Source organism: Pseudomonas sp. 43NM1 (assembly GCF_002836905.1).
Lineage (GTDB): Bacteria > Pseudomonadota > Gammaproteobacteria > Pseudomonadales > Pseudomonadaceae > Aquipseudomonas > Aquipseudomonas prosekii.
In genome coordinates this window covers 1-12,251 of the sequence record NZ_MKGS01000180.1, presented here as the reverse complement: position 1 = coordinate 12,251, position 12,251 = coordinate 1, and the positions used below count along the sequence as shown (strand labels likewise).

At 58.1% G+C, this 12,251-nt stretch carries 9 protein-coding genes; 1 reads left to right on the top strand and 8 read right to left on the bottom strand.

The window, feature by feature from the left end:
• Window positions 1–17 precede the first annotated feature (17 nt).
• From BI292_RS23115 to BI292_RS23090, 6 genes are all read right to left on the bottom strand, one after another.
• On the bottom strand, window positions 18–647 hold the full coding sequence (locus tag BI292_RS23115; protein WP_101209323.1) for a hypothetical protein: 630 nt from the start codon (window positions 645–647) through the stop codon (window positions 18–20).
• Between the two features lie 596 nt (window positions 648–1,243).
• Entirely contained in the window at window positions 1,244–4,516 is a 3,273-nt protein-coding gene (locus tag BI292_RS23110; RefSeq protein WP_101209306.1) for a hypothetical protein, read from the bottom strand.
• On the bottom strand, window positions 4,513–6,606 hold the full coding sequence (tssI, locus tag BI292_RS23105; protein ID WP_101209305.1) for a type VI secretion system tip protein TssI/VgrG: 2,094 nt from the start codon (window positions 6,604–6,606) through the stop codon (window positions 4,513–4,515). The genes BI292_RS23110 and tssI overlap by 4 nt, the downstream gene beginning before the upstream one ends.
• A gap of 132 nt (window positions 6,607–6,738) precedes the next feature.
• Entirely contained in the window at window positions 6,739–7,254 is a 516-nt protein-coding gene (locus BI292_RS23100; RefSeq protein ID WP_054051032.1) for an Hcp family type VI secretion system effector, read from the bottom strand.
• 311 nt (window positions 7,255–7,565) lie between these two features.
• Window positions 7,566–7,871: a helix-turn-helix transcriptional regulator gene (locus BI292_RS23095; protein ID WP_092270313.1), complete on the bottom strand. Its 306-nt coding sequence runs from the start codon at window positions 7,869–7,871 to the stop codon at window positions 7,566–7,568.
• Window positions 7,872–7,968: 97 nt separating this feature from the next.
• On the bottom strand, window positions 7,969–9,099 hold the full coding sequence (locus BI292_RS23090) for an alkene reductase (RefSeq protein WP_101209304.1): 1,131 nt from the start codon (window positions 9,097–9,099) through the stop codon (window positions 7,969–7,971).
• Between the two features lie 252 nt (window positions 9,100–9,351).
• Between BI292_RS23090 and BI292_RS23085 the strand changes: the two genes are divergently transcribed.
• Complete coding sequence (locus BI292_RS23085) at window positions 9,352–10,032, top strand: type 1 glutamine amidotransferase domain-containing protein (protein WP_101209303.1); 681 nt, start codon at window positions 9,352–9,354, stop codon at window positions 10,030–10,032.
• Between the two features lie 157 nt (window positions 10,033–10,189).
• Here the strand turns inward: BI292_RS23085 and BI292_RS23080 are convergent, their stop codons facing one another.
• Together BI292_RS23080 and BI292_RS23075 are read right to left on the bottom strand one after the other, a co-directional pair.
• A complete protein-coding gene (locus tag BI292_RS23080) occupies window positions 10,190–11,578 on the bottom strand; it encodes a VOC family protein (RefSeq protein ID WP_101209302.1) in 1,389 nt (462 codons plus the stop codon).
• Window positions 11,579–11,665: 87 nt separating this feature from the next.
• The coding region (locus BI292_RS23075) for a heterodisulfide reductase-related iron-sulfur binding cluster (RefSeq protein ID WP_256592729.1) at window positions 11,666–12,251 on the bottom strand (586 nt) is incomplete at its 5' end.

Below are 12,251 nucleotides of genomic sequence, written 5' to 3'. Positions count from 1 at the left end.
CTTGGAGCTTTTAACGTTCAACCGCGATGAACATCATCAAAGTCGTCGGCTTTGGGCGTCGCCTGAATGCCTTTGGCTTCTTGGGCTCGGTAGTAAGTTTCGATGCTCAGCGACGGATCAATACGGGCCTTGATGATGCAGGGCTGTTTTTGCCAAGGGTATTGCTGCAACTGTTGTGTCAGCTGCTTGAGGCCTGTTGCCAGCCAACCCTTTTCCGACTGGTCGCGCCAGCGTCGCGGGTTACGGCCTATTTTGGCGTCGTAGGCGACAGTTACTGGGTCGAGGTGACGACTTTGTTCCAGTACTGGCAGGTCCGGCAACGGTTGCGTGACATCCATATAACGTTGCAGGCAATCCCAGAAGGCCAGTGTATTCACCTGGTCGAGGCCCAAGGCGTGGACCTTGGTGGCCAGACAAATCTTGTTGTCGGTATAGCGGTGGTGCAGCCACAGGGCATAGTCATGGGAACCATAACCGCTGGGCAGCAATTGCAGCACTGGGTCGAACTCTTCAAAAGGCGCAACGAAGAGTCGGCGGAAACGGCGTTTGAAGCGAAGCATGCCGTCTATGCGGTTGAATTCGCTGCCGTCGTGGGTGGTGATTTTGCTGTGGAGCCAAATAAGGCAATCAATGCCGATAGCACCCATGAAGTAAAGGAACGAACCGGTCCAGAGGGCAATCTGGATTTCATCGCTACCCAATAGTGAACCTTTCTGGGAGTAGACAATGACGGAAAAAATGCATAAACCAATAATTTGTATGTGATGAACGACTTTTTTTCCGTTCATGTAAAGAGCAAGTGAAGTAACCATCAGTGCGACGACCAGAACTGAAGAAAGTAAAACCAGAAATGCATTAACATCTTTGCGTCCGGTTTCAGGGACGAAATTAATTATAATTCCCGCTCCCCAAGGAACCCATATGAAGAAGAAGCACATGAGTTTTAAAACTGAAAATAAGTGGGGGATTTTACTTGAGTTTTGAAAGCGCCAGCGTCTGGCATCGCAATATGCCTCTTCCTTTTTTCCTAGCTTCTGCTGTCGCTGGTAAATGGTCCGTTCCTCACCTTGTAGCTGGGTATTAATTTCCATCGCCGGTTCAAGATTTGCGTAATGACCAAAGGCGAGGTGGGTGTCAAAGTTCCCTGAGCGATTGGCATCTTCCGCCCATTTTGGAGGAGGTAGCGGGGCGCGGCTGTTGCTGCGGTAGGCACCGGCAGCGTACGGGTTATCCATTTGGACAGTCATACAGAGAACTCGGTGGTTTCAATTTGCCAATAGGGTGGTGCGGCTTCCGGTTGCAGGTCATCCGGTGGCAAACGGCGGTTAACCGGGGTAAAAGCTGACCAGCTTTTAGGGCTAGGTTGTGGCAACACCAACCGCTCGCTTGCTTGATGTGTACTTAGTTCAAACTGAGCACTGACTTTCAAGCCCTGAGTCATACGCACATTGTAACGATCCAGAGGACTGAGTTGAGCAACGGGTAAGCTGGCGGGAAGAACATAGAGCACGCTAGTGGTATCCAGTAAAAGCGCTGCTAGCTTGGGGGCCGCAGCGGGGACACGATTATAGCGTTTTACATCGAAGGCGCCGTTTATACGTAGGCTGCTCTGGAATTCTTGGGCGATCAACTGAAATTGCTGGTCATTCTCGAACATTGACAGCAATGGAGAACTGAGAACGATGGCCCAATCCTGATCGGTTAGAGGCTGCTTTCCGGGCATGACGCATTGCAGCCCAGAATCTGGCAGTGCCCTACGATCGCTATCAGCTTGTTGCAGTGCCTTGAGATGAGCTGAAGGCGCTTTTTTTCGCCAGTCGGCTAATCGCTGCACGAATATTTGCGGTTTTCCGATAATGCCGAGCAGTTGTTGGTAGGCGATCTGCGGGTCCTTCAAGTGAGCGAAACGCTGGCCTTTACCCAGAGCCTGATCCAGCATGCCAGCTTCGGCAAACTGGAGACCGAATGGACCTTTTTTTACCACGATTTCCATGTCGCTGTCGGTCAATAGATTGGCTGCTATAGTACCGCCTATAGCCAGAACCATACCGACCACCAAGGCGTAAGGATTAATAACTAATCCAGCGCCGTAAGCCGCCCACAAACCGCCACCTGCCGCTGCTACAGCATATGCAGCTGCCGCATCTGTGTCGCCTTGATTGAGAGCTCGGTAGCTGTCCCAACCACTGAGGGATGCTCCTAGTAATGTCGCGCCGGCACCAACGGCGCGTAGTAACGGAAGCTTAGGGCTTCCAGTTTGCTTTTCCAGATTTAACGCCCACCGAGAAGAAAGCGTTTTGACCTCAATTCGTGGCGCGGTGATGTAGTTTGTTGCAGAAGAACCGAAGAGCAGCTTGCCGTGGCTACCTAGAGCAGCCGTTAAGTCTACGACTGCACTAAAGACACCAACTACTCCGCGCCATTGCTCTCCTCCGGATTGAAGGTCACTGTAAGCTTTTACCTGTATTAATAGGTTATAAACCGCAAACGCCACCATCAACGTCGGCACAACCTTGTTCTTCTCCATCGTCTCGGTAACAGCCCCGAAACGAACGCGGAATTCGCTGTACTTGGCAAGGTCTGCATTCCCTTTGGGAATGGCAATGACCGTGACATCACGCAATGTAGGGCGCCCAGCGCCAGAGCCTCGTGGGCTGGTACTGCCCACGGTTGTGCCGGACTGGTCATGCAACGTGGCGTAACGGTAGCTTTTACGGGTCAGGGCCTGGCGTTCGACGTCGGTGAGCCCACCGCGCAGTCCGGCACCCTGTACGCCGATAACCACGTAGTTCTGGGCCAGTGCCTGGCCCTGAGGCATTAACTTGATCTCGGCCATTTTCGGCGAGAGTGCTGCCAGGGTCACAAATGTGGGGGAGAACAATCGATCAAGCTGGATTTTCGACGCGTCCTGCGACAAGCGGCCGATCTGGGCCACGACACTGGCACCGAAGTTATCGAGTAAGTCGGCGAGAAAATACGCAAAGCCCTTACCGGCGCTGGGTTGGTCGACTTCACCCGTCAGCGATGCCGTCAGCATCAATGTGCTTAAGCCCATTGCTTCCGGCTTTGGTTCTCTACCGCTGTCACGCAGGGTTTTCAGACGTTTAACCAGATCGGGTAACTGGTCGGCGGTTCTGGCCAGCATCAAGGCGCCCAGTGGGTGCTGACCCTGGAGCAGGCCTTGTACGAGACGATTGATAGGGCCGGTCAGTTCTGGGTAGCCCTTGCCGGTATACATGGCGTCACTGCGGTTGGGGACCTGGTTCAGCGCATCAAGCGCTTCGGTCAGCAGGCAATAAGGTTCCAGCAGCGCTTCGTTGCGACTGTAGCTCCAGTCGAGCAGCACCGGGTGCAGTTTCTTGTCTAGAAGGTCTACGAGGGTAGTTAATCGTTGCGCCAGTTTTTCACGACACTTCTCACGAGCTTCTTCGAAGACGGCTTTCTGCAATTTAGGCAGATCGACTTCGTCCTGGAGTTTGGCGAGTGGACCGGCGAGGGTGCTGTAAAGCACCTGTGCATAGCGTCCGTGAGGTTCGTGGGGTACCAGCGCATTCAGGGTTTGCAGGTAATCGACGCAATCACGAATTTGCGCGGTTGCGTGACGCAATGCGAACAACGGATCATCGAGAATCATGCCCACCAGGTGCGGGTATTCGCGCAATGTGTTCTGGGCCAGCACGTCTGTCCCTGCCCCCACCTTGGGAAGCGCAGTCGGTGGCGGAAGCTTGAGTTTTCCCGCCAGGTCTTGCTTGCGTTGTTGCAGTTTCAGAATCAATGCATCTGGCTTGAATGCAGCAAACGCCGGGGTGAAATCCGCAGGATCTTCCAGGGCGCTTTCGATGTTGAAGTCGCGCGCCCGCAACCCCTTGACCAGACCCTTTACAGGCGTCGCCGGATAAATCAACGAAGCCTTCCAGTGCTGCGTTTCACCCGCAGTCGCCGCCCAGGCTGGCGCCATGTTTTGACTGCGCGCCTTGATCCGTCCCGAGTCCTTCTCAAGCCACTCGATGTATTCCCAGGTCCACGGTACTTCGCTGTAGGCCATGCTCAGTTGGTCGCCAACGAATCGACCCTGTAGAAACATAGGCACCAGAATCAAATGCTGTTTGATACATACCGGATCGCGCTTGTCTGCATCGCCCTTTTTCTCAGCTATTTTGCGCCAGTGGGCCACGTCTACTTCGAACAGCTGGCCTTTACCGTCTGCTTCCAGTTCCCGCCACAATTTATTCTTCAGGAACACGTAGATGCGACCGGGGCGCGGCAGAGCACCTTGTAACGTTTCATTTAGCTTGTCATGTCCCGGCAGTCGCGCCAGCGGAGTGACGGCCAACATCGTATTGTGCTGATACTTTTCTTCTTCTTGGGTGGTCTTGGCGTCGACCATTATCTGAATTTGCAGAATGCTGCCATCGGTGCGTTGAACGTTCAGCGCCAATCGCGATTTCTGCTTGTTCTCGTATTCGGTTTTTTTGCGAGTCCCTTCGCTGATGGGCTTGTCGTTAAAACTGCTCATGCCTTGCCCTCCGGGCCCAGTAGTTGCAATTGGCTGCCCAATTCAGGGTCACCCCAGACATCGACGATTAGAGCTTCTGCGCCTTTTTCACCTGGGGTTTTTCTCGGTGCGGCATCGTTTACCGGTGCATTGCCCAACGTCTGCCCGACCGGCGCGGTGTCTGCGGGTTTAGGTGGTGTCGGGAGAATCGGTGCAGCGCCTGTGCCATTACCGGCGCTGCCGCCAGAATTCATATTTATCACCGGCCCGCTCAGCGTTACACCGCTGCCGTCGATCTTGACGAAGCTACCCCCGCCAATCAGGGTCAACTCACTGCCGGCCTCGAGCACGACTTTCAGGCCGCTGTCGAGATGGATTTCCTGACCAGCATCGATGAACTGGCCGGTGCCGACCTTGATGTGTTGGTTAACGCCGACCGTGAGGTGGTCGTTGGCCCGCGCCTCGACCTTGCGATCCGCATAAACCGTGTGATGCTCTTCAGCCTTGAATTCCGTGTAGCTGTTCTGCTCAACCGTATCGTGCCGCTCGTTCCCGACGCGAATCTTCTGGTCGTGCTCAACGTTCTCATCCCAATCGCGCTGGGCATGCAGAAAGATCTGTTCCTGACCCTTCTTATCCTCGATGCGCAGTTCGTTGTAGCCGCCGCCACCCTTGGAGCTCAGGGTTTTGAAGGTGCTGCGGGTTTTGTTCGCCGGCAGGGGATAGGGGACGAGGTTTTCCTTGTGGTACAGGCAGCCGCTGATCAGCGGTTGGTCGGGATCGCCTTCGAGGAAAGTGACGAGCACTTCCATGCCGATGCGCGGGATGGCGATGCCGCCGTAGTGGGCGCCCGCCCAGGCGGAGGAGACGCGTAGCCAGCAGCTGGTTTTGTCGTCGGCCTGGCCTTCGCGGTCCCAGTGGAACTGGACTTTGACGCGGCCGTACTGGTCGCAGTGGATCTCTTCACCTTTTGGCCCAGTGACTACGGCGCTTTGGCTGCCGAGGATTCGCGGTTTCGGGTGATTGAGTGGCGGGCGGTTCGGCACGTCCCACGGGGTGGCCTGGAAGCGGTTGCGATAACCTTGGTGGAAGTCATCTTTGAGCGCGGTGGTGTCGCTGGTGACCGACTCTTCCAGCACTTGTGGCTGTTTGCCTTCGTGGAAGATTTCGGTGAGCAGCCACAGGTCGTTCCATTTGGCTTTCGGGTGTTCGGTCAGGGCCAGGAAGTGGCCGCTGACGAGCAACGGTTGATCGCTTTTGCCTTCAGCGAGCCGGAAGTCGCTGCGGTGGCGTTCGAGGGCGCGTTTGGCCAGGTGTTTGCCGCGCTCGCGGTCGATGAAGCGACCGGGATAGTCGTAATCTTCGAGGTCGGGCAGGGCGTCGCCACGGTTTTCCGCTTCGAGGGTCAGGCGTGGTTTTTCGAAGTCGTAGTCGCGGCGGGTGGTGCGGCTGGTGCGGGTTTCCAGGCGCAGGTCGAAGCGCTTGATCACCGGGTCGTTGGCGACCATGCCGGAGTCTTGCAGGTAGGCCACTGGCGCAAGTTTCGGGAACACCGTCTGGTCATCGCCGAACACCAGTTTGTGCGCCGTGGTGCTGTGCTGAAAGTGGTAGTGGATACCTTCTTCCTCGCACAGACGCTGGACGAATTGCAGGTCCGACTCATCGTATTGAACGCAGTAGATGCGCTCGGGATACGTCGCCCCGAGGGTGAACTCGTAGGCGTTGCCCTGCAGGCCGTGCTCTTCGAGGACCTTGCCGATGATTTTTGGCACGGTCATGTTTTGGAAGATGCGCTGGTTGATGCGGTGCGCCAGGTAGGACAGTTGCGGGCGCAGGGTCACCGCGTAGCGGGTCAGGCGTTTGCCGGAATCACCCTGGGCGGCGCGATAGATCTGGCCGTGGATGCCGCTGCCATCGGGCGAAAGCTGCAGGAAAGCCGGTTTGTGCAGCAGGGTTTCGAGGTCCAGCGACGGCTGCTCACTGACCAGATCCACCTCAAACACAAACGGCTGGCTGATGGCTTCCCGGCCCTGCAGGGCAAGAACCTGCAGATCGTTGGAAAGGCCTTCGATAGTCAGGGCAAAGTGAGTCTGATTGGCCGGCGCGAACATCCCTTGTTCCTTGTGCAGTGCTTACTGCGCTCGTCGACACCCGGAAACCGGGTCAACGGACGCGAAATTCTGGAGGGGCGTAAACAACATCGACCAGCAGAGCTGGCCGATGCTTGAAGCGGTCAGCCGCGATTAAGCGACTGGTTGACGCCAGTCATCGGAACCCGAAGTACCGGATACTTCGTGGGTCCAGGTGATTTTGCGGTAGGTGAACTGTACTTCTTCCAGGTGCGTGAAGTGCGAGTTCGACGGATCCTGGCAGTTGTGCATTTTGTTGTTGATGGCGACGATGATCGCGTCTTCCAGTTTGGTGGTGTAGTAGTGCTCTTGGGTCCCTTGGGCCGAAGTGCGATACCACTGGATAACGATTTCGCTCATGCGCTCGCCGGAAGTCAGAGCGGCTTGCAGCAGTGGCGAAGCCTTGTCGTAGACCTTGGTGATCACAACTGGCTTGTGAACGCGCTGACCGGTAGGTTGGCCGGACTGCGGGTCACGCGGGATGATGACGTCGTGGCTGAAAGCCTGAACCATGACCTGGTCTTCGTGACCTTCCTGGTAGGTGTTGCCAACCGAATCGGCAGTGAAAGCGCCGGCGGTGATCAGACCTTGTTTTTCGCCAGTGACGGACATGTACGCTGGTGTAGCCATGGAGGTGCTCCTTGCTAAAAATTTAGGGTGCCCGGGAGGCGATATCGCCCGGTGGGTGCCTGACTGTTATCAAGGTCCGTGCCAGAAACTTCAGTGGCCAATGAAACCGGGGTGTTGCGGCAGCCCAGTCGGCTATTTCGCGGATTCCGCAAAGGATTCACCCGGCAAAGTGCGCAACTTCTTGCGCAGTACTGCGCAACTTCTTGCGCACTCGGCTGCAGGCCCTGACGGGGCGGTCGCTCAGCGCCATTGACGGCTGATTTGGCAAAACAAGTGCGCAACTTCTTGCGCATCAAGGCCATGCGCCATCATCACAGACTGGCGCCGATCTGCTCGACGAACTGCGCAATGGTCTTTTCGTTGCGCCGGTAATACGTCCACGGCCCGAGTCGCTGCGAGGTCACCAGATCGGCACGTTGCAGCGCCGTCAGGTACAGCGACACGGTGGACTGCGACAGGCCGACCTTTTCCTGAATGATGCTGACGCACACGCCGATTTCTTCCGGATCGCGTTCCTGGGTCGGGAAGTGCACGCGCGGATCCTTCAGCCACAGCATGATTTGCAGGCGTGTGGGGTTGGAAAGGGCTTTGATGATGTCGTTCAGATCAAGAGTCATGGTCGAGCCTGGCGCCTGTTTGCTGCGTCGAAATAAGCCGAAACCTTATGGCCGGCAGATCGCTGCCGCAAATCCACGGCGCGATCTGCGGCGCAGTTTACAGGCTCGGCTGGTAACGCGGGTAATCGCTGTAGCCGACGGCAGTTCCGCCATAGAGGCTGGACGCGTCCAGTTCGTTGAGCGGCCATTGATTGAGCAGGCGCGCCGGCAGGTCCGGGTTGGCGATAAACCACCGGCCGAAACCGATCAGATCGCCCCAGTCATTGTCCAGAACCTTGTCGGCACGCGCGCTCGAATACTTGCCGGCGTACATCAGCAACCCGCTGAATGCCTCGCGCACAGCCTCGCGGAAGGTCGTCGGCAACTCCGGCGCGTTGTCCCAGTCGGCTTCGGCCAGCGACACGTAAGCGATGCCGATCTGCTCCATCAACTTCACCGCTTCGAGGTAGGTCTCGTGCGGGTTTTCTTCGACGAGGCCGAGGTACACGCGGGCTTCGTCAGTGCTGGCGAACAGCGGTGCAAACCGCACGCCGACGCGATCTTTGCCCACCACCGCCGCAACGGCTTCGGTGATTTCGCGCAGAAAGCGCAGGCGATTGCTCAGCGAGCCGCCGTATTCGTCGGTGCGCTGGTTGCTGTGCTCGGAGATAAATTGATTCACCAGGTAACCGTTGGCGCAATGCAACTCGACTCCATCAAAACCGGCGGCCAAAGCATTGCGTGCGCCCTGAGCGTAAAGCTCCACCAGTTCCTTGACTTGCGTGGTGCTCAGCGCTTGCGGCACGGACGGTTCGGCCAGTGCGCCGGTGCCCGGGCCGGTTTCGATAAACACGCTGACCGCCGTCGCCGGGATTGCCGACGGCCCGACCGGCGCCGCGCCACCCGGTTGCAGCGAGGTGTGCGATACCCGGCCGACATGCCACAGCTGCGCAAATATCGGTTTGCCCTCGGCGTGCACCGCCTCGGTCACCAGTTTCCAGCCGTCGATTTGTTCCTGACTGTGGATGCCCGGGGTCCAGGCGTAGCCCTGACCGCGCGGTTCGATCTGAATGCCTTCGGTGATCAGCAGACCGGCGCTGCTGCGCTGGCGGTAATACTCGGCCATCAAGGCGTTGGGGATGTTGCCCGGTTGGCTGCTGCGCGAGCGCGTCAGCGGTGGCAGCACCAGACGATTTTGCAGGGTGAATGGGCCGAGGCGGATGGGGGTGAAAAGGGCGGAGCCGGTCATCGGTAAGTCCTGTAGTGCGGAATGAGTGCGTTCGTGCGCCGTCAGCCGTGGGCTGAGCAGGGTGCGCTGTGAACGCCTTTATAGGAGTATCACAATATTGCGATATTTCAATATCTAAATTTGGAAGGCTTGCGTATGATCCGGCTTCACCGCTCAGCGCTGAGTGAAACAAACGGCACGGCGCGGCAGTCAATGACTCTGTACCTGAACGCCGCAGGCGTATGAACATTCCTGAAATCAAGTGAGTACGACATGAAAATCCTGATGGTTTTAACGTCCCACGATCAATTGGGAAATACCGGCAAGAAAACCGGTTTCTGGCTGGAAGAATTCGCCGCGCCGTATTACACGTTCAAAGACGCCGGCGCGCAGTTGACCCTGGCCTCGCCGAAGGGCGGTCAGCCACCGCTGGACCCGAAAAGCGACGAGCCGGACGCGCAAACCGCCGCCACCGAGCGCTTTCGCAAGGATTCGGCGGCGCAGTCCGCATTGGCTTCGACGGTCGTGCTGAGCAGCGTCAAGGCTGAAGATTTCGACGCCGTGTTCTATCCGGGCGGCCATGGTCCGCTGTGGGATCTGGCTGAAGATCAGCACTCGATCGCAATGATCGAGGCGCTCTACCAGGCCGGTAAACCCGTTGCCACCGTGTGCCATGCGCCGGGGGTGTTGCGCCACGTCAAGGACGCGGACGGTCAGCCGTTGGTCAAAGGCAAACGTGTGACTGGCTTCAGCAACAGCGAAGAAGAAGCGGTGCAGTTGACCGATATCGTGCCGTTTCTGGTTGAGGATGAGCTCAAAGCCAAGGGCGGGATTTATTCGAAGGGCGAGGATTGGGCAAGCTACGTGACCACCGACGGGTTGTTGCTGAGCGGGCAGAACCCGGCGTCATCGCAAGCTACGGCTGAAGCGTTGCTGGCGAAACTGGCCAACTGACCAACTCCGTTCCCGGAGCCGACACCGTCCTGTAGCAGCTGGCGCAGCCTGCGTTCGGCCGCGAAGCAGTCGTTTATTCAACCGCCGCAATTTGACTGAAACATCGCGTGCAGAGGTTGACGACTGCTGCGCAGCCGAACGCAGGCTGCGCCAGCTGCTACAGGGGTTGGGTGGTGGCCGATCTGGCGTAGCACTGATCAATCGAGCGCTGTTGGGTCTCGGCGTACAGCTCCAACTCATTAATGGTCTTGCGCCCCAACGCCTGCTCGAACGCTTGCTGATTCGAATGCTCGCCATAATGCGTTTGCGCCGCGTCCCCGAGGTTCGACTGGAAAATCCCCGCCGCACTCACCGGCAAAAAGTCCTCGTACACCAGCGGCTCGGCCCGCACCAGACCTTGATCCAGCAAGTCCTGCAACGCCCCGCTCAATCCTTCCATCGCCAAGCCTTTTTCCGTCACGAAGTAGCGAAAGTACGCCAGTTCTTGTCGGCGCATGCCGTCGAGCGTGTCAGGGAATTCGCCAAAGTGCTGGGCCATCAATTCGTTGTAGCGGTCGGCGTTGGCTTCATTCGGAAAGTCCTTCAGTTCATCGCGCGCCGCGTTCAGCAGCCGGTCGTACAGCGCTCGCCCCTTGGGCGTGAGTGCCGCGCCGCGTTGTTCGATTTCGCCGAAACGCGCGCTGTGGCTGCCGCGTGCATTGTCCTGATCGGTGAAGGCAATCGGCTCGTCGAGCGCTTTGAAACTGGTCTGGCGCAGCAGGATCGGGCACTGGCGGCGCGGCGGGCCTTCGATCACCGCTTTGGGCGTGATGCGATGCGCAGGCATTTGCGCCTGGACCATGTCGATGTCCAGCGTGCGCGGGGTCAGGTGATTGATGTGCGGGCCTTTGAACGCGACGACATCGGCGATCAATCGATGCTGGGCGCTGAGCTGCTGATATTGCGCGGCAGTGACGGTGGCGCTGTGATGCCAGCGAAACGTCTCCAGCGCCTGCTCGACAAATTGCCACGCCTGTTTGTCGCTGAGCCCGCCCTGGGTTTCGGCCAGTTCGATCAATTGCAGCGCAGTCGGGGTGAAAATCGAACGTTGCGCCAACACCGATTCGGCGAACGCGCGCAGTTCCAGATCTTCGATCAATTCCAGGCGCAATAACGAGGTGAACACGCGAAACGGGCTGACCTGCAACGCCGCTTCGTGTACCGCACGAAACGCCGTCGAATGCACCGGCACGCCCGCCGGCGTCAGGTCGTAATAACCCACCGGTTGCATGCCCATCACCGCGAACAAACGGGCGAGGGTGGCGAGTTCGGCAGCGCTGCCGACGCGGATTGCGCCGTGGCGCTCCAGGTCCAGACGCTGGATTTCGCCGGTGCTTTCGAGCTGCCGGGCGATCTGCGGGTCGCTCGCTAAAACGTCGCGGTTGGTCTGTTCCACCAATGCCATCAGCGCGCCGTACAGCGGCACTTCTTCGCGGTACATGTCGGACATCGCTTTGGAAAAGCGCTGGCGGATCAGGTCGGGGCTGACGAAGCTCGGCTGGCTCATGAAAAGTGTTCCTGGCGTAAGACTGATCGGATGAGGGGCAAGATCGCAGCCTTCAGCTACGCCGACAAACGAAGAATCCTACGAACTTCATTCTCCCAGCGACTGGTCCACCAGTTCGATCCAGTGCCGAACCGGCGTGCGCGCGGCGCTGGCGAGGTGGCTCTGGCAACCGATGTTGGCGGTGACGATCAGATCCGGGCGAGCGCTTTCCAGCGCGTTGAGTTTGTTGTCGCGCAGTTGCCGGGCCAGTTCCGGTTGGGTCAATGAATAAGTACCGGCCGAGCCGCAACACAAATGACTGTCCGGCACCGCGCTGAGGTTGAAGCCCAAGCGGCTGAGCAGCGCTTCCACCGCGCCGCCGAGTTTTTGCGCGTGCTGCAAAGTGCAGGGGCAATGAACAGCGATGCGCTGAGCCGTCGCCGAGCAGACGCGCTCCAGCGGTTCCTCGGCCAGCACTTGCACCAGATCCAGTGCCAGCGCGCTGACCCGCTGCGCTTTGGCGGCATACGCCGGATCGTGTTCAAGCAGATGCGCGTAATCCTTGATGAACGCGCCGCAGCCGCTGGCGGTTTGCACGATGGCTTCGGCGCCGCTTTCCAGGTGCGGCCACCACGCATCAATGTTGTGGCGGGCGCGGTCGAGGCCTTTGGTTTGCGCGTCGAGGTGATAATCC